The following is a 17,934-nucleotide window of genomic DNA, read 5'->3' as shown; positions in this document are numbered from 1 at the left end:
CGAGTTTACGGGGTGGACCGCGTCCAGCGGTCCACCATCAGGCAAGCGGGCTTCGGTCGTCCACCATCAGGCACACCTGCTTCGGTCCACCACCGGGGAGCGGGCCAGATATTCACCAGACGGCTCTTCCACCATCAGGGAGCGGGCTACGCGCCCCAGACGGCTCTCGCGCCCGAGTCACCGGCGCGGAAGACGAAGTAGCCGACCACCACGGCCAGCAGCACCGTCACGCCGGACAGCACGAGGGTGACCGGGCGGCCGAACCTGTCGCCGAGCGAGCCGCGGCTCGGGCTCGTGGCGTAGACGAGCAGCAACGCGGCGACCCCGAGGCCGGCCGTCGACAGGAGCAACGGGTTGGCGAAGCTCTCGTGGGTCTCGATCCGCTGGCCCAGAGTGCCGTCGACCGAGGCGAAGCGGGCCGCCTTGAGGCTCTCGCCGCTCTCCTTGGCCGCGAAGACGGCCACGGGCGCCCCCAAGGAGAGCAGGACCACCGCCCAGGCCAGCAGCGGCCGCCAGCGGTGCAGGACCGTGTACGCCACGGAGGCGGCCGCGAGGAGCGGGGTCAGCACCACGGCGAAGTGGATGATCAGCGGATGGGCGGGCAAGCCGAAGATCTCGTCGAACATGTCTGCACTCCTAGTTCTCATTTCAACTACGAATGGCGACACGATATGGTTCGCGGTCCATCCCGTCACTACGAGTGGTTTCCTCCTCTTACGTCCGGCACATCGCAGGGCCGGTAGCATTCCCGGAGTTGTTTGGTCATGTACTGGCAAAAGTGGAGGACATACCGGTGAGCGGCGAGGACGACCGCCAGAGCCAGTTGGCTCGGGAACACAAGGAGCGGCAGGAGCAGCGCGCGGCGGCGGACAGCGCCAAGGGGAAGCGGAACGTCTTCATCGGCGCGGGCTTGGCCGTCGTCGTGGTGGCGGGCGGCATCTTCGCCGCGACCACGCTGGTCAACAAGGACGACGCCGGCAAGAAGGTCTCGGCCGAGAGCACTCCGTCGGCCTCCACGCCGCCCAGCGCCGCGCCCTCGCCGACGCCGTCGCTGTCCTCGATACCGAAGAAGACCGGCAAGGTGTCCTGCACGTACAAGAAGGACACCTCAGGCGCACCGAACAAGTACGTGGGCATGCCCGGCAGCCGCCCGAACATGAAGCTGAAGACGATGACCGTCTTCACCAACCATGGCAAGATCGTCATCGACGTCGACCCGGCCGCGACCCCGTGCTCGGTCAACTCGATGGACTTCCTGGCCAAGAAGAACTTCTACAACAACACCAAGTGCCACCGCCTGGTGACGCCGGAGACGGCGGGGCTGTTCCTGCTGCAGTGCGGCGACCCCAAGGCCAAGGCCGACGGCAAGAACCCGACGGACGGCCAGGGCACGGCGGGCTACGTCTACCAGGACGAGGCCGTCGGCGCGATTCCGTACACCCGCGGCGTGGTGTTCCTCACCCAGCCGCAGGACGCGGCCGGACAGAACAGCAGCCAGTTCGCCATCTCGCTGTCGGACGAGAACTCGCAGATCGAGGGCCAGTACTCTGTGCTCGGCATGGTCCGCTCGGGCCTGGAGATCATCGAGAAGGTCGCCAAGGACGGCGTCATCGTCAACGATCAGGACATCGTCGGCGACGGCGGCTCGACCGCCCCGAAGAACCCGATCATCATCGAGAAGGTCACGGTCCGCTAGCCGGACGCGAAAGGGCGCCCCGCCTCTCCTGAAGTGGAGAGGCGGGGCGCCCTCTTTCGTCGTGGGTCAGCCTTCGTTCTTGGGCTTGGCGTCGACGCCCGCCTCCTTGCGCTGGTCCACCGTGATGGGCGTGGGCGCGCCGGTGAGCGGGTCGAAGCCCGAGGCGGTCTTCGGGAAGGCGATCACGTCGCGAATCGACTCACCGCCGGACAGCAGCATGCAGATGCGGTCCCAGCCGTAGGCGATGCCTCCGTGCGGGGGCGGGCCGTACTTGAACGCCTCCAGCAGGAAGCCGAACTTGTTCTCGGCCTCCTCCTTGGAGATGCCGAGCACGTCGAAGACCCGCTGCTGCATCTCCGCCCGGTGGATACGGATGGAGCCACCGCCGATCTCCATGCCGTTGCAGACCATGTCGTAGGCGTAGGCCAGGGCCTCGCCGGGGTGGTCCTGGAAGTTGTCCGCCCATTCGGGCTTGGGGCCGGTGAACGGGTGGTGCACGGCCGTCCAGCCGCCCTCGCCGTCCTCCTCGAACATGGGCGCGTCGACGACCCACAGGAACGACCACAGCGACTCGTCGATGAGGCCGCAGCGGCGGCCGATCTCCAGCCGGGCCGCGCCCAGCAGGTCGCGCGCCGCGTTGCGCGCGCCGGCCGCGAAGAAGACCGCGTCGCCCGGCTGGGCGCCGACCTTCGCCGCGAGTCCGGAAATTTCCTCTTCTGAAAGGTTCTTCGCCACGGGGCCGCCGAGCGTGCCGTCCTCCTGGACGAGCACGTACGCCAGGCCCTTGGCGCCGCGCGAGCGCGCCCAGTCCTGCCAGCCGTCGAGCTCCTTGCGGGTCTGCGAGCCGCCGCCCGGCATGACGACCGCGCCCACGTAGTCGGCCTGGAAGACGCGGAAGGAGGTGCCGGCGAAGTAGTCGGTCATCTCAACGAGCTCCTGGCCGAAGCGCAGGTCGGGCTTGTCGGAGCCGTAGCGGGCCATCGCGTCGGCGTAGGTCATGCGGGGCAGCGGGGTCGGGATCTCGTAGCCGACCGTCTCCCGCCACACGCGGCCGATGAGCTTCTCGCCGACCGCGATGACGTCTTCCTGGTCGACGAACGACATCTCGACGTCGATCTGGGTGAACTCCGGCTGCCGGTCGGCCCGCAGGTCCTCGTCGCGGTAGCACTTGGCGAGCTGGTAGTAGCGCTCGAGCCCGCCCACCTGGAGCAGCTGCTTGAACAGCTGCGGCGACTGCGGCAGCGCGTACCAGTTGCCCGGCTGGAGCCGGACCGGCACCAGGAAGTCGCGCGCGCCCTCGGGCGTGGACCTGGTCAGCGTCGGCGTCTCGACGTAGACGAAGCCCAGCTCGTGCATGACCTCGTTGGCCAGGTAGGTGGCCTTCGAGCGGACTCGCAGGGCATTGGCCACCTGTGGGCGGCGAATGTCGAGATAGCGGTATTTGAGGCGGGCCTCCTCGGAGACACCCGCGCTGCCCTCGATCGGGAAGGGCAGCGGGGCGGACTCACTGAGCACCTCGACCCGCTCGGCGACGACCTCGATCGCCCCGGTGGGCAGCTCGGGGTTCTCGTTGCCCTCCGGCCTGACCCGGACCTGGCCGACCACCTGCACGCAGTATTCGGCGCGCAGGTCGTGGGCGTGATCCTCCTCGCGGAAGACCACCTGCGCCGAGCCGGAGGCATCGCGCAGGTCGATGAAGACCACACCGCCGTGATCACGGCGCCTGGCCACCCATCCTGCCAGCGTCACCTGCTGCCCGGCGTGCTCCTCTCGGAGCGACCCGGCGGTATGCGTGCGCATCACTGCACTTTCCCCTTCAAGACATCGACGACCTGGGCCAGCGGCACCTCGGTCTGCTCAGCGGTGGTCAGGTCCTTCAGTTGTACGGCCTGCGCGGCCAGGTCACGCTCGCCCAGGATCAGCGCGAACCGGGCACCCGAGCGGTCGGCGCCCTTCATCGCGCCCTTGAGCCCCTTGCCGCCGTAAGCCAGGTCGGCGCTGACGCCCGCCTGGCGCAGCTCGGTCACGAGCAGGAACATCCGGCGGCGGGCTTCGTCACCCAGCGGGACACCGTACACCTGGACGCGTCCCGGTGCGGCCTCGCCGATCAACCCCTCGGCCTCCATGGCGAGGAACGTGCGATCGACGCCCAGTGCCCAGCCGACGCTGGGCAGGGGCGGCCCGCCGAGCATCTCGCTCAGCCCGTCGTAGCGTCCGCCGCCGCCGACCGCGGACTGCGAGCCGAGCCCGTCGTGCACGAACTCGAACGTGGTGCGCGTGTAGTAGTCGAGCCCGCGCACCAGCCGCGGATCGTCCTCGTAGGCCACGCCCGCGGCGCTCAGCAGCCCGCGGACCTCCTCGTGGTAGGACTTGCAGGCGGCGCACAGATGGTCGACGACCAGGGGCGCGCCGGTCAGCTGCGCCTGCACCTCGGGCCGCTTGTCGTCGAGCACCCGCAACGGATTGATCTCGATCCGGGCCCTGGTGTCGGCGTCGAGGTCGAGCCCGCGCAGGAACTCCTGCAGCGCGGCCCGGTAGGCCGGCCGGCAGGTCTTGTCGCCCAGCGAGTTGATCAGCAGCCGGACGCCCGTCAGGCCGAGCGCGGCGAAGCCCTGGGCGCCCAGCACGATGATCTCGGCGTCGAGCGCGGGATCCTCGGCGCCGAGCGCCTCGGCGCCGACCTGCCAGAAGTGCCGGTAGCGGCCCTTCTGGGAGCGTTCGTAGCGGAACTGACTGCCGGAGTACCACAGCTTGACCGGGAGCTGGCCGTTGTGCAGGCCGTGCTGCAGGACGGCGCGTACGACCGACGCGGTGCCCTCTGGACGCAGCGTCAGGGAGCGGCCCGCCTTGTCGGGAAAGGTGTACATCTCCTTGGACACGATGTCGGTCGACTCACCCACGCCCCTGGCGAACAGCTGGGTGTCCTCGAACACCGGCGTCTCGATGTAGCCGTAGCCGGCCAGCCGCGCGGGCGCGACCAGGGCCTCGCGCACGGCGAGGACCTGCTCGGAGCGGGGCGGCAGCCAGTCGAAGGTGCCCTTTGGCGCTTGGAAACTCATGAGATCCCTGTTAGATGCCTCGTGTGGGACCGGCGTGCGGCGCGGCTTCCTTCAGATATGGATTGCTGGCGCGCTCGTGGCCGATCGTGGTCTGTGGTCCGTGGCCCGGCAGGACGACCGTATCGTCAGGCAGCGGCAGGCACTTGTCGGCCAGGCTGCGCAGGATGGTCGGATAGTCGCCGCCCGGCAGGTCGGTGCGGCCGATGGAGCCGGCGAACAGCAGGTCACCCGAGAAAAGGACGTCGTCATCGGGCAGCCGGAAGCTCACCGACCCCCTGGTATGGCCGGGAGTGTGGTCGACCACGAGCTCCAGCCCGGCCAGCGGCAGCACGGCGCCGTCGGACAGCTCTCGTACGTCGTCGGGCTCGCTCAGCGTGATGCCGCCGAACATCGCCGAGCTCGACGGCGACCAGCCCGCGGCCGGATCGCTCAGCAGGTGGCGATCGTCGGGATGGATCCAGGCGGGCACGTCGCGCGCGCCGCAGACCGGGGCCACCGACCAGACGTGGTCGAGGTGTCCGTGGGTGAGCAGCACCGCCACCGGCTTGAGCCGGTGCTCTCTCAGCAGCTCCTCGACCCCGTCGACCGCGTCCTGACCTGGATCGACGATCACGCACTCCTCGCCCGCTGCGGGCGCGACGACGTAACAATTGGTCTGGAAGGCCCCTGCGGGGAAGCCTGCGATGAGCATCTGCCTCAGCTGATCTCGTCAAAAAAGCCAATGGGAATGTAACCGAAGGGTACCGGTGCGGGTCGCCGGGCTGCGAATCATTACCTGTTGGCCGATACGATTCGCCCACCTCAGTTGATTGACTATGGGAGGCAAAGCGGTGGCCACGGGGAAGGACCGGCAGAAACAGCTGGCACGCGAGCACCACGAGCGGCAGCTGGCACGCCGTCTCGAACGCGAGCAGCGCGCCAAGCGCACGGCGATCATCGGCTCCACGGTAGGCGTGGTCGTCGTGGTGGGGGGCATCGTGGCGGCGGTCGCGTTGCTGGGCGGCGGCGATGACTCGAAGACCGACGCCGCCGCGACGGCGCAGCCCTCGACCTCCGCCCAGGATACGGCGGCGCCCACGGCCTCGGCTTCGGCCGCCGCGGGGCCCAAGCCGTTCGACGCCAAGACCGGCACCTGCGACTACGTCGCCGAGAAGGGCGGCGGCGTGGTCAAGGACGTCGGACTACCGCCGAAGAAGGTGAAACTCAAGCCGGCGACCAAGACGATGACGCTCAACACCAACCTGGGCGACATCGAGGTGCAGCTCGACAACGCCAAGGCGCCGTGCACGGTCAACTCGCTGGCCTACCTGGCGGAGAAGAAGTTCTACGACGGCAGCAAGTGCCATCGGCTCGGCAGCGCCCAGTTCCCGATGCTGCAGTGCGGGGACCCGCAGGCCAAGGCCGACGGCAAGGGCGAGTCGGACGGCGCGGGCGGCCCCGGCTACGTCATGGCCGAGGAGAACCTCAAGGGCGCCACCTACAAGCGCGGCGTGATGGCCATGGCCAAGACGCAGGCGCCGGGCAGCACCGGGAGCCAGTTCTTCCTGGTCTTCGGCGACCTCGGGCTCACCCCGGATTACACGCCGGTGGGTACGATCACCAAGGGTCTGGACATCCTAGACAAGGTGAACAAAGCAGGTGTCATCACTCCCATGCAGGATGGTACTGGCGCACCTAAGGAAACCGTCGAAATCAAAAGCGTGACATTCTCTGGCAAGAGCTGACGTAATACAAACTAGGGACAGTAGTCCCGAAGGGTCTGATGGATAGTGCGGGAGGACACGGTGAGCACCGACCCGTGGGGCCGGGTAGACGACGACGGCACCGTCTACGTGCGTACGGCTGAGGGAGAGCGAGCCGTCGGGTCCTGGCAGGCCGGTGAACCGGACGAGGCACTGGCCTACTTCCATCGCAAGTACGACGAGCTGGCCGGCCAGGTCACGCTGCTGGAGCAGCGGCTGAAAGGCACCGACCTGGCCCCGGCGCAGGCCGAGGCCAGCATCGTCAAGCTCCGCGAAGCGGTCGCCGACGCGCACGCCATCGGCGACCTCGCCGCGCTGACGGCCCGTCTCGACGGCCTGACGGAGGCGGTCGCGCAGCGGCGCGAGGAGGTCAAGGCCGCGCGTGAGCACGCGCGCGCCGAGGCCAGGACGGTCAAGGAACGCATCGTCGACGAGGCCGAGCGCATCGCCGACGAGACCACCCACTGGAAGTCGGGTGGTGAGCGGCTGCGCCAACTGGTCGAGGAGTGGAAGGCGGCCGACCGCATCGACCGCGTGACCGAGGCCGCGCTGTGGAAGCGGCTGTCGGCCGCCCGCACCGCCTTCGCCAAGCGACGCAAGGCGTACTTCGCGGGGCTCGACGAGCAGCGCGAGGGCGTACGCGCCGAGAAGGAGCGCATCGTCGCCGAGGCGGAGGCGATCGCCGACTCCACCGACTGGGGCACGACGGCGGCCGTCTACCGCGACCTGATGCAGCGCTGGAAGAGCGCGGGCCGGGCGTCGCGGGAGGCCGAGGACGAGCTGTGGGCGCGGTTCAAGGGCGCCCAGGACCTGTTCTTCCAGGCCCGCTCGGCGGTCTTCGCCGAGCGCGACGCGTCCCTGGCGGCCAACGCCGAGCTCAAGGAGGTGCTGCTGACGGAGGCCGAGAAGATCCTTCCGGTCACCGACGTCCGCACGGCCAGGGCGGCGCTGCGCCACATCCTGGAGCGCTGGGAGGCGGCCGGTCCGGTGCCGCGCGAGCAGCGCGACCGCCTCGAAGGCGGCCTGCGCAAGGTGGACGACGCCGTGCGCAAGGCCGAGGACGCCGAGTGGAAGCGGTCCAACCCCGAGGCCAGGGCCCGCGCCCAGAACGCGGTCGACCAGCTGCGCACCTCGATCGAGCAGCTGGAGAAGCGGCTGGCCAAGGCTCAGACGGCCGGACGCGCCAAGGACGTGAAGGAGGCCGAGGAGGCCATCACGGCCCGCCGCTCGTGGCTGGAGGAGGCCGAGCGGACGCTGGCCGAGTTCAGCTGAGGTTCGCGCCGATTCACTGAGGTTCGCGCCAATCCGCGGGCGAAGGGGGTCGCCTGCGTACCCGGCGCTCGGCATGTCCTGTCATCAGGGATGTCCGGCGTCGGGGGATGCCCGGCCGGCTCGGGGAGTTCTAGGGTGTTGGGCATGGAACCTGTGCCCGCCGCGCGTGCCCTGGTCGCCGAGCTGTTCCCGGACGCGCTCTACGCCTTCCTGGGCGGCAGCGCGCTGACCGGCCACCGCACGAGCCGGTCCGATCTCGACGTGGTCGTGGTGCTGGACGGCCTGGCCATGCCCTATCGCGAGTCGCTGCGGTGGCATGACTGGCCGGTCGACCTGCTGGTGCACACCGAGTTGAGCCTGACCGGCTGGGCCGACCGCGATCTGGCCGCCCGCCGGCCGACCCTGCCGCGTCTTTGCGCCGAGGGCGTGGTGCTCACCGACCGGGCGGGCCGCGCCGCCGAAGTCCAGGCGGTCATGCGCGAACGCCTCTCCGCCGGTCCCGGCCCCGCCGCGCCCCGGATGCTGGACCGGGCTCGCTACGTCCTGTCGGACCTGCTCGACGACCTGGCGGGCGCGACGGATCCGGGCGAGCTGGCGTTCATCCGCTGGCAGGTCGTGGAGGAGTCGGCCCGGCTGGCGCTGACGTCCGCGGGCCGCTGGCACGGCTCGGGCAAATGGCTGCTGCGCGAGCTGCGCGCGTACGACGCCGCGCTCGCCGACGAGCTGCTGTCCGCCCACGACGATCCGGTACGCCTGGCCGCCACGGCAGGAGGCGTGCTGGAGCGGGCCGGAGGGCGCCTGTGGGAGGGTTACCGGGCCGATGGGGACCCGTTCCACCAGCGGCTGCGCCACATCGCCTCAGGCGATCTGACGTCCGAGACGGCCCAGAGCTCCGGCATGCACCGCCTGGCCGCCGTCAGCGGGCGTACGGCCGGCTCCGGCAAGCTGTGGATGGGCCAGACCCACGTCGCCCCGTCGACGCGCTCGGCCGATCACCACCACGGGGAGTCGGAGACGGCCATCTACGTGGTCAGCGGCACACCGTCGTTCGTGTTCCTCGACCCCCAGGACGCACGCGAGACGCGGCTGGAGACGAAGCCCGGTGATTACATTTTCGTCCCGCCCTATGTCCCGCATCGCGAAGAAAACCCCGACCCGGAGCAGGAGGCCGTGGTCGTCATCGCCCGCAGCACGCAGGACGCGATCGTGGTCAACCTGCCCGATCTGTCCACACACCTGGGCCGCCGACCCGGCGCCTGATCCGGCTACGTGCTGGCGCCGCTGACCCGGTAGACGTCGAAAACGCCCTGAATGTTGCGGACGGCCTTCAGCACATGACCGAGATGTTTGGGATCGCCCATCTCGAAGGTGAACTTGCTGACCGCCACCCGGTCTCGCGACGTGGTCACCGAGGCGCTGAGGATGTTGACGTGCTGGTCGGACAGGGTCCGGGTGACGTCGGACAGCAGGCGGGGCCGGTCGAGGGCCTCGACCTGGATGGCCACCAGGAAGACCGAGTCGTCGCCCGGCGACCAGCTCACCTCCACCAGGCGGTCGGGCTGCGACTTGAGCTGCACGATGTTGGTGCAGTCGGCGCGGTGCACCGACACGCCGTGCCCCCGGGTGACGAAGCCGACGATCTCGTCGCCGGGCACCGGGGTGCAGCACTTCGACAGGCGTACCCAGACATCGGAGTCGCCCGCGACGACCACGCCCGCGCCGCCGCCCCGGGGACGGCCACGCAGGCGCGTCGGGAGCGAGGTCTCGGCGATGTCCTCCTCGGCGCTGTCGACGCCGCCGATGGAGGCCACGAGCTTCTGCACGACCGTCTGCGCGGCGACGTGCCCCTCCCCCACGGCCGCGTAGAGCGCGGACACGTCGGGATAGCGCAGGTCACGGGCCAGAGCCAGCAGTGACTCGCCGGACATCAGGCGTTGCAGCGGCAGCCCCTGCTTGCGCATGGCCCGGCCGATGGCCTCCTTGCCCGCCTCGATCGCGGTCTCGCGGCGCTCCTTGGAGAACCACTGGCGGATCTTGTTGCGGGCGCGGCCGGACTTGACGAACTTGAGCCAGTCGCGCGACGGACCGGCGTCGGGCGACTTCGAGGTGAAGATCTCGACCGTGTCGCCGTTGCCCAGCCGCGACTCCAGCGGCACCAGGCGGCCGTTCACGCGGGCGCCGATGCAGCGGTGACCGACCTCGGTGTGGACCGCGTAGGCGAAGTCGACCGGGGTCGCCCCCTCCGGCAGCGCCACCACCTGGCCGCGCGGGGTGAAGACGTAGACCTCGGAGACCGACAGGTCGAAGCGGAGCGACTCCAGGAACTCGCCCGGGTCGGAGGTCTCCTTCTGCCAGTCGAGGAGCTGGCGCAGCCAGGCCATGTCGCTGCCCGGCTTGACCTTGCCGGCGGGGCCCGGGGCGCCGACCTCCTCTTTGTACTTCCAGTGGGCGGCCACGCCGTATTCGGCCCTGTGGTGCATGGCGTGCGTGCGGATCTGCAGCTCGACGGGCTTGCCCTCGGGACCGATCACCGTGGTGTGCAGCGATTGGTACATGTTGAACTTGGGCATCGCGATGTAGTCCTTGAACCGGCCGGGGACCGGGTTCCAGCGTGCGTGGATCGTCCCGAGGGCCGCATAGCAGTCGCGCACGCTGTCGACGAGGACTCTGATGCCCACCAGGTCGTAGATGTCGTCGAAGGCCACGTCCCTGGCGATCATCTTCTGGTAGACCGAGTAGTAGTGCTTGGGCCGGCCCTTGACCAGCGCGCGAATCTTGGCGTCGCGCAGGTCGCCGGAGACCTTCTCGATGACCTCCTGCAGGAACAGGTCCCTGCGCGGGGCCCGCTCCGACACCATGCGCGCGATCTCGTCGTAGCGCTTGGGGTAGAGCATGGCGAAGGCGAGGTCCTCGAGCTCCCACTTGATGGTGTTCATGCCCAGGCGGTGGGCCAGCGGGGCGAAGATCTCCAGGGTCTCGCGGGACTTCTGGTGGCGCTTGTGCTCGGGCAGGTAGCGCATCGTGCGCATGTTGTGCAGCCGGTCGGCCAGCTTGATGATCAGCACCCGGATGTCGCGCGACATCGCCACGACCATCTTGCGCACGGTCTCGGCCTGCGCGGCGTCGCCGAACTTGACCTTGTCGAGCTTGGTGACGCCGTCGACCAGCGACGAGATCGTCTCGCCGAAGTCGCCGCGCAGCTCGTCGAGGCCGTAGGCGGTGTCCTCGACGGTGTCGTGCAGCAGGGCCGCGCACAGCGTCTCGTCGTCGGTGCCCAGCTCGGCCAGGATGGTGGCCACGGCCAGCGGGTGGGTGATGTACGGGTCGCCGCTCTTCCGCTTCTGGTCGCGGTGATGGTAGGCGGCGACATCGTAGGCGTGCTCGATCAGGCGCAGGTCGGCCTTGGGGTGGGTGGCGCGAACCGTCCTGAACAGCGGCTCCAGCACCGGATTCATGGCCCCACCCCCAAATCGCCGTCGACGCACCGCCGGGACACCGGGCGCCGTCTCGGCACTCCCAGCGTCGGTTACGTCGGGCACGACCACATCACGGGGCACACAGACTCCTTACCATCGAGTCCAGGCCCCCCAGTGTATCCAGGTGAGAAACCTGGCCTCTCTCGGGGCGGGCTCAGACGATCACAAGGGAGCGCAAATCCACTCCCGCGAGACGCTCGCGTCCCTTGAGAAAGGCCAGCTCCATCAGTACGGCGACGCCGACGACCTCGGCACCGGCCCTGCGCACCAGTTGTACGGTGGCCTCCGCCGTGCCGCCGGTGGCGAGCACGTCATCGACGATGAGCACCCGGTCACCTTCGGCGAAGGCGTCGCGGTGCACCTCGATGGTCGCGGATCCGTACTCGAGATCGTAGGACTCTTCCAGGGTTTCGGAGGGGAGTTTGCCCTTTTTTCTGATGGGCACGAATCCAGCCCCCGCCCGGTAGGCCACCGGAGCGGCCAGAATGAAGCCCCGCGCCTCGATCCCGACGATCTTGTCCACGTCGAACGCGCCGGCCAGTTCGTCGACCACGGCCGTGAAGGCCACCGGGTCGGCCAGCAGCGGGGTGATGTCCTTGAACATGACCCCCGCCTGGGGATAGTCGGGAACGTCCCTGATCCGGTCGCAGATCAACGAGCTCAGGTCGCTCATGACGGCACTCCTTCGGTTGACCGCCTGGCGGTCCTCTCCCACGACTGACGGCCTCCATGATGGCCCATCCGGCGGACCACCGTCGCCTACCGGGGGGTGGTAAGTGGCATTCACCCGGTTATGTCCGGCCCTGTGAGGGCCCTCAGGGCTTCTACAAGCCGACGCCCCCGCCCATCCGGGCGGAGGCGTCGTTCGTGCGCGTGCGGGCCCGTGTGGGCCGAGCCGGGCTAGCCCTTGGCCGTCGCCGCGCTCTTGGCGCCCTTGCCACCCTTGGTGCCGGTGGAGGCGAGCCGCCTGGCGATGGCCTGGTATTTCGGCTCCCGCTCCTTCAGCGTGACCAGCAGCGGCGTGGCCACGCACAGTGAGGAGTAGGTGCCGACGATCATGCCGACGAACAGTGCCAGCGACAGGTCCTTCAGCGTGCCCGCGCCGAGCAGCGTGGTGCCGATGAACAGGATCGCCGCCACCGGCAGGATCGCGACCAGCGAGGTGTTCAGTGATCGGATCAGCGTGTGGTTGAGGGCGTTGTTGGCCGCCATCGAGTAGGTCTGCTTCGACGTGGTGCCCAGCTTGGCCGTGACTTCCTTGATCATGTCGAACACCACGACCGCGTCGTAGAGCGAATAACCGAGGATGGTCAGGAAGCCGAGCAGCGTCGCGGGCGTCACCTCGAAGCCCGACCAGGCGTAGACGCCCGCCGTGATGACGAGGTCGTGGATGAGCGCGACGATGGCGGCCAGCGCCATCTTCGGCTCGAACGCCATGGACAGGTAGAGAATGATCGCCAGCATGAAGACGCCCAGGCCGATCCATGCCTTGTTGGAGACCTCACCGCCCCAGGACGCGCCGATCGACTGGATGTCGACGTCCTTGACCGGGACGCTGAAGTCCTTCGCGATGCCGTTCTGGACCTTGGTCACCGCCGCCGTGTCAAGGGCCTCGGTGGTGACCCGCCAGCGGTCGCCGGCCGTCTGCACGATCGGCTGGTGCACGCCCTCGTCGAGGAAGGAGGAGCGGACCTGCTGGATGGTGGCGGTCTGCGCCTTGAAGGAGAAGACCGACCCGCCCTTGAACTCCACGCCCAGGTTGAGCCCGTTGAAGAGCAGCCCGGCGAGGGAGACGATCAGCAGGAAGCCGGAAAGGCTGTACCAGAGCTTCCAGCGGCCGACGAAGTCAACGTCGATCTCGCCGCGGTAGAGGCGACGCCCCAGTCCCATCTCAGGCCTCCTGCGGGGTGGTCGTACGGCCGGTGGTGCCAAGGTCCTGGCTCATACGCTCGGAGTCGAGGCCGGACAGCGGGTGACCCTTGGCGAAGAACTTGAGCTTGGCCAGCACCGCGATGAGCGGCTTGGTGAACAGGAACACCACCACGATGTCGATCAGCGTGGTCAGGCCCATCGCGAACGCGAACCCGGCCACACCGCCCACGGCCAGCAGATAGAGCACGATCGCGGCGATGAACATGACGGCGTCGGCGATCAGGATCGTGCGCCGCGCACGCACCCAGGCCACCTCGACGGCCGCGCGAAGCGTCCGCCGCCCTTCCTTCATCTCATCTCGTATGCGTTCGAAGTAGACGATGAAGGAGTCGGCGGTGATGCCGATCGAGACCACCAGGCCGATGATGTGCGGCAGCGACAGCCGGAACCCGGCGTTGTGGCCGAGCACGACCACCGCCGTGTACGTGATGATCGTGGCGACCCCGAGGCTGAGGACGGCGACGATGCCCAGGCCGCGGTAGTAGAACAGCGAGTAGAGCACCACGAGGGCCAGGCCGAAGGCGCCGGAGATCAGGCCGCCCATGAGCTGGTCCTGGCCGAGCGTCGAGGACACGGTGTCGATCGAGCTGGGGTTGAACTTCAGCGGCAGCGCGCCGTACTTGAGCTGGTCGGCCAGGTCGGTGGCGGTCTTCTGGGTGAAGCCGCCGGTGATCTCGGCGCGGCCGCCCGGGATCGGGCCGATGATGTTGGGCGCGGTGATCACGACGCCGTCGAGCACGACGGCGACCTTGTTGCGCGGGTCCTGCGAGTTGTACGCGGTCGAGGTGAGCTTGCTCCACTCACTCGCGCCGCTGCTCTTGAAGTCGAGCTGGACGAGCCACTGCGTGCTGCCCTGCTGGACGCCGGCGCTGGCCGAGGAGATGTCGGTGCCGACGACCTTGGCCACGTCGAGGACGTACTTGAGGCTGCCGTCGGACTCACACGCGGCGAACTGCTTGGCCGGGTCGTCCTGGACGCCCTTGCCGCGGTTCTTCGGGTCGCTGCAGTCGAGCTTGTTGAACTGCGCGAGCACGGCCGGGTCGATGCCCTGGGTGTTGATCCCCGCGTTGGGGTCCTGGGTGGGCGGCTGGCCGCTCGACGTCGGGGTGGGCGCCGGGGTGGCCTTGGCGTCCTTCTGGCCCTTCTTGGTGTCCTGAGCCTTCGGCGTCTCCTGGGCCTTGGGCGCCGCGGTCGCCGGGGCACTGGCCGACGGGGTGGCCGTCGGCGCGACGAGCGCCGAGGACAGGGCCTTGCCCGTGGGCGACGTGCTGGGCTTGGGGGCTCCCGCCGACGAGGACGGCTTGGCCGACGGCTTGGAGGTTGCCGTGCTGGACGGGGCGGCGGACGGCGACGTGCCCGGCTTGGGGGCCTCGGTGGCGAGCTCCTGCGGAGTCTGCGTGGCCGCCATGGCGAGCACCTGGCGGAAGCGGAGCTCCGCCGTGGTGCCGACCAGCTTGATGACCTCCTCCTGACCCGCGCCCGGAACGGAGATGATGATGTTGTCGCCTGACTTGGCGACCTCCGCGTCGGACAGGCCGGTGCCGTTGACCCGGTCGCGGATGATGTTCACCGCGCGGTCCAGGATCTCCTCAGGCGGGGCGGCGCCGTTCAGGGTCACGGGAGACAGAGTCACCGTCGTGCCGCCGGCGAGGTCGAGTGCCAGCTTGGGCGTGAACGCCTTCTGCAGGAACATCGTCCCACCGAGGGCGATGATGAGCGCCAGCAGCACCAGGAGCGTTCGCCCCGGTCGGCTGTGGCGGCTGGTCGGTCGGGCCACTGGTCGTCAGTCTTTCAGATAGGGGTTTGAGGCAGAGCCTAGTCAGGACTGCTTGGTGCTGGAGTCCTTGCCGCCGTTGCGCTCCACGGTCGTCTCGGTCTCCTCACGGGGAGTGTTGTCCTTATCGTCGCCCTTGACGACCTCGTGATCGGCCGTGTCGTCCGTGACGACGTCGTCCACCACGGGCTCGTCGGCGAGAGGCTCGTCGGCCGGAGCGTCTCCGGGAGTGACGACACGCCCGATGGCGGCCTTCACCCAACGGGTCTCGATCCCGGGGGCGACCTCGAGAATCACGTCCTCATTGTCCACCGCGACCACCGTTCCGAACAGGCCGGTGGTGGTCATGACACGGGCACCCGGAGCCAATGAGTTCTGCATGGCGGTCGCTTCTTGCTGGCGCTTGCGCTGGGGGCGGATCAGCAAGAAGTAGAACACCACCACCAGAAGGATCAGCGGCAGGATGCTTCCGAGTTGTCCCATGTTCATAAGGGGCGACCTTCCATTGTCGTACAAGAAGTTGACACCGGCCTCGCGCCGGAAATTCCGTGCGTAGCCTCGGGGCCGCGCCGCTCAGCCCGTCAGCCTACACAGCCAGCCAAGCCACGGAGTGTAGGCGCTTGTTGCGAAACGCGGCAACGAAGCAGCGTTTCGGCGCGCGGGGAAGTTCCCATATTGAAACGGTTGCAACCGTTCTGTGATCAGTCGAAAAGTGTCGCTCCGAATGCGTCGGGTGGCGGTGTCATCCCGAGGTGGTGCCACGCCGCGGCGGTGGCGACCCGGCCGCGCGGGGTCCTGGCCAGCAGTCCTTGGCGTACGAGGAAGGGTTCGGCCACCACTTCGACCGTCTCCGGCTCCTCGCCGACGGCCACGGCGAGCGTGGACAGGCCGACGGGGCCGCCGCCGAACTTGCGCAGCAGCACCCCGAGCACCGCGCGGTCGAGCCGGTCGAGCCCTTCGGGGTCGACTTCGTACAAGTTGAGGGCCGCGGAGGCGATGTCGCGGTCGATGACGCCTTCCGTGCGCACGTCGGCGAAGTCGCGGACCCGGCGCAGCAGGCGGTTGGCGATGCGGGGCGTGCCGCGCGAGCGCCTGGCGATCTCGTGCGCCCCCTCGCCCGGCAGCGTCACCTCGAGCAGCCTGGCCGAGCGGTAGAGGACCCGCTCCAGCTCCTCGACCTCGTAGAAGTCCATGTGCGCGGTGAAGCCGAACCGGTCGCGCAGCGGCGCGGGCAGCAGACCGGCCCTGGTGGTGGCGCCGACCAGGGTGAACGGCGCGATGTCGAGCGGGATCGCGGTGGCCCCGGGGCCCTTACCGACGATGATGTCGACCCGGAAGTCCTCCATCGCGAGGTAGAGCATCTCCTCCGCCGGGCGGGCCATTCGGTGGATCTCGTCGATGAACAGCACCTCGCCCTCGGCCAGCGTCGACAGGATGGCCGCGAGGTCACCGGCCCGCTCCAGGGCCGGCCCTGAGGTGATGCGGAGCGGAGCGCTCAACTCGGCTGCGATGATCATAGCCAGTGTCGTCTTGCCCAGACCCGGCGAACCACTCATCAGCACATGATCCGGCGGCCGATTGCGCCGCATGGCGCTCTCCAGCACCAGCGACAGCTGCTCCCGCACCCGCGCCTGGCCGATGAACTCGCTCAGCCGCTTGGGCCGCAGTGCCGCCTCGATCTGCAGCTCGTCGCCCTCGGCGTCGGGCGAGACGAGATCACGTTCAAGGCTCACGCCTGGACCTCCCCGCTCATCGCGCGCTGCTCAGCGTTCGCAGGGCGGCCTTGAGCAGGACGGCGATCTGCGGGTCGTCGCCCGCCTGCGGCTCGACCGCGGCGATGGCCTCGTCGGCGTCCTTGGCGGAGTAGCCCAGCCCGACCAGCCCCGAGTGGACCTGGTCGCGCCAGGCCGCCGCCCGCCGGTCGCCGTTGAGGGCCGCGTCGAGCGCCTCGTCGGGCGTGCCGAGCCGGTCCTTGAGCTCCAGCACGATGCGCTGGGCGCCCTTGGGGCCGATGCCCGGCACCTTGGTGAGCGCCTTGAGGTCGGCGGAGGCCACGGCGACGCGCAGCGCGTTGGGCGTGTGGACGGCGAGCATGGCCAGCGCCACCTTGGGGCCGACGCCGCTGGCCGTCTGGAGCAGCTCGAAGACGGTGCGCTCGTCGGCGGTGGCGAAGCCGAAGAGGGTGAGCGACTCCTCACGCACCACCAGCGACGTGGCCAGCCGCGCCTCCTCGCCCACCCTGAGCGCGGCGAGGGTGGCGGGTGTGCAGTGGGTGAGGATGCCGACCCCGCCGACCTCGATCACCGCGCCGTAGGGGGTGATCGCCGTCACCTGCCCGGCCACGGACGCGATCACAGCGCCACGCCCTTCCCTGTCGTACGGCCCTGGGCCGTGCGGCTCTGGGCCCTGGCCACGGCCTGGGCCAGCTTGTGCTGGGCGCCGCCGCGCCACACGTGGCAGATGGCCAGGGCGAGCGCGTCGGCGGCGTCGGCGGGCTTGGGCATCTCGCTGAGCCGCAGCAGGCGGGTCACCATGGCGCCGATCTGCTTCTTGTCGGCGGTGCCGCTGCCGGTGATGGCCGCCTTGACCTCGGACGGGGTGTGGAGCGCGACGGGCAGGCCGCGCCTGGCCGCGCACAGGACCGCGATGCCCGCCGCCTGGGCGGTGCCCATGACCGTGCGGACGTTGTGCTGGCTGAACACCCGCTCGACCGCCACCGCGTCGGGACGCACGTCGTCGAGCCACTGCTCGATCCCGGCCTCGATGCCGACCAGCCGGGTGCCCAGCTCCTCGTCGGCGCCGGTGCGCACCACGCCGACGGCCACCAAGGTCAGCGGCGCGCCCGGCCGCCCCTCGACCGCGCCAAGGCCGCACCGGGTCAGCCCCGGATCGACGCCCATCACCCGCACCGGCCTGCCTCCCCGCGCCGCCGAACATCTGTTCGGCACGAGACTCTACCCCGGCTGACGTGCCCGCGCATCGG

General features: G+C 69.3%; 16 protein-coding genes. 4 read left to right on the top strand and 12 right to left on the bottom strand.

Going from position 1 to position 17,934, the window contains the following annotated elements; genetic code table 11:
• Nucleotides 1–146 precede the first annotated feature (146 nt).
• A complete protein-coding gene (locus AB0L53_RS35735; protein WP_364003642.1) occupies nt 147–626 on the bottom strand; it encodes a hypothetical protein in 480 nt (159 codons plus the stop codon).
• 152 nt (nt 627–778) lie between these two features.
• Here AB0L53_RS35735 and AB0L53_RS35730 point away from each other — a divergent pair, with 152 nt between their 5' ends.
• The gene (locus AB0L53_RS35730; RefSeq protein WP_364003639.1) at nt 779–1,696 is read left to right on the top strand and encodes a peptidylprolyl isomerase; all 918 of its coding nucleotides are present in this window, start codon (nt 779–781) and stop codon (nt 1,694–1,696) included.
• A 66-nt stretch (nt 1,697–1,762) separates the two neighbouring features.
• Here the strand turns inward: AB0L53_RS35730 and aspS are convergent, their stop codons facing one another.
• From aspS to AB0L53_RS35715, 3 genes are read right to left on the bottom strand one after another with little or no spacing between them, the layout of a single operon-like run.
• Nucleotides 1,763–3,499 carry an aspartate--tRNA ligase gene (gene aspS / locus AB0L53_RS35725; protein ID WP_358187193.1) on the bottom strand — a complete coding sequence of 579 codons (1,737 nt, stop codon included), beginning with the start codon at nt 3,497–3,499 and terminating at the stop codon, nt 1,763–1,765.
• Nucleotides 3,496–4,755: a histidine--tRNA ligase gene (gene hisS / locus AB0L53_RS35720; RefSeq protein ID WP_364003636.1), complete on the bottom strand. Its 1,260-nt coding sequence runs from the start codon at nt 4,753–4,755 to the stop codon at nt 3,496–3,498. Before hisS ends, aspS begins: the two co-directional genes overlap by 4 nt.
• 10 nt (nt 4,756–4,765) lie before the next feature.
• Nucleotides 4,766–5,446, bottom strand: a complete 681-nt coding sequence (locus AB0L53_RS35715; RefSeq protein WP_364003633.1) for an MBL fold metallo-hydrolase — start codon at nt 5,444–5,446, stop codon at nt 4,766–4,768.
• A gap of 139 nt (nt 5,447–5,585) precedes the next feature.
• Here AB0L53_RS35715 and AB0L53_RS35710 point away from each other — a divergent pair, with 139 nt between their 5' ends.
• From AB0L53_RS35710 to AB0L53_RS35700, 3 genes are all read left to right on the top strand, one after another.
• On the top strand, nt 5,586–6,479 hold the full coding sequence (locus tag AB0L53_RS35710; RefSeq protein ID WP_357955552.1) for a peptidylprolyl isomerase: 894 nt from the start codon (nt 5,586–5,588) through the stop codon (nt 6,477–6,479).
• A gap of 60 nt (nt 6,480–6,539) precedes the next feature.
• Nucleotides 6,540–7,769: a DUF349 domain-containing protein gene (locus AB0L53_RS35705; RefSeq protein ID WP_364003630.1), complete on the top strand. Its 1,230-nt coding sequence runs from the start codon at nt 6,540–6,542 to the stop codon at nt 7,767–7,769.
• A 144-nt stretch (nt 7,770–7,913) separates the two neighbouring features.
• Nucleotides 7,914–9,029: a cupin domain-containing protein gene (locus tag AB0L53_RS35700; protein WP_364003627.1), complete on the top strand. Its 1,116-nt coding sequence runs from the start codon at nt 7,914–7,916 to the stop codon at nt 9,027–9,029.
• 5 nt (nt 9,030–9,034) lie between these two features.
• Here the strand turns inward: AB0L53_RS35700 and AB0L53_RS35695 are convergent, their stop codons facing one another.
• The 8 genes from AB0L53_RS35695 to ruvC all read right to left on the bottom strand — a co-directional run bounded on the left by AB0L53_RS35695 (nt 9,035) and on the right by ruvC (nt 17,860).
• Nucleotides 9,035–11,224 (bottom strand): bifunctional (p)ppGpp synthetase/guanosine-3',5'-bis(diphosphate) 3'-pyrophosphohydrolase, encoded by a 2,190-nt coding sequence (locus AB0L53_RS35695; RefSeq protein WP_358545904.1) that lies wholly within the window; start codon nt 11,222–11,224, stop codon nt 9,035–9,037.
• Nucleotides 11,225–11,399: 175 nt separating this feature from the next.
• On the bottom strand, nt 11,400–11,918 hold the full coding sequence (locus AB0L53_RS35690) for an adenine phosphoribosyltransferase (RefSeq protein ID WP_357955560.1): 519 nt from the start codon (nt 11,916–11,918) through the stop codon (nt 11,400–11,402).
• A gap of 227 nt (nt 11,919–12,145) precedes the next feature.
• A complete protein-coding gene (secF, locus tag AB0L53_RS35685) occupies nt 12,146–13,135 on the bottom strand; it encodes a protein translocase subunit SecF (RefSeq protein WP_364003623.1) in 990 nt (329 codons plus the stop codon).
• 1 nt (nt 13,136) lies between these two features.
• Nucleotides 13,137–14,954 carry a protein translocase subunit SecD gene (gene secD, locus AB0L53_RS35680; RefSeq protein ID WP_364003620.1) on the bottom strand — a complete coding sequence of 606 codons (1,818 nt, stop codon included), beginning with the start codon at nt 14,952–14,954 and terminating at the stop codon, nt 13,137–13,139.
• Nucleotides 14,955–14,996: 42 nt separating this feature from the next.
• Complete coding sequence (yajC, locus tag AB0L53_RS35675) at nt 14,997–15,434, bottom strand: preprotein translocase subunit YajC (protein WP_364003617.1); 438 nt, start codon at nt 15,432–15,434, stop codon at nt 14,997–14,999.
• A gap of 218 nt (nt 15,435–15,652) precedes the next feature.
• Nucleotides 15,653–16,684, bottom strand: coding sequence for a Holliday junction branch migration DNA helicase RuvB (gene ruvB, locus AB0L53_RS35670; RefSeq protein WP_357955567.1), 1,032 nt, complete (start codon nt 16,682–16,684; stop codon nt 15,653–15,655).
• 16 nt (nt 16,685–16,700) lie between these two features.
• Nucleotides 16,701–17,306, bottom strand: coding sequence for a Holliday junction branch migration protein RuvA (gene ruvA / locus AB0L53_RS35665; RefSeq protein ID WP_364003613.1), 606 nt, complete (start codon nt 17,304–17,306; stop codon nt 16,701–16,703).
• Nucleotides 17,303–17,860 carry a crossover junction endodeoxyribonuclease RuvC gene (gene ruvC / locus AB0L53_RS35660; protein ID WP_364003610.1) on the bottom strand — a complete coding sequence of 186 codons (558 nt, stop codon included), beginning with the start codon at nt 17,858–17,860 and terminating at the stop codon, nt 17,303–17,305. Before ruvC ends, ruvA begins: the two co-directional genes overlap by 4 nt.
• Between the last annotated feature and the right edge of the window lie 74 nt (nt 17,861–17,934).

Source organism: Nonomuraea sp. NPDC052129 (assembly GCF_040680095.1).
GTDB lineage: Bacteria > Actinomycetota > Actinomycetes > Streptosporangiales > Streptosporangiaceae > Nonomuraea.
Note: the sequence above shows the minus strand (reverse complement) of the source record. Positions and strands in the feature narration are given on the sequence as shown.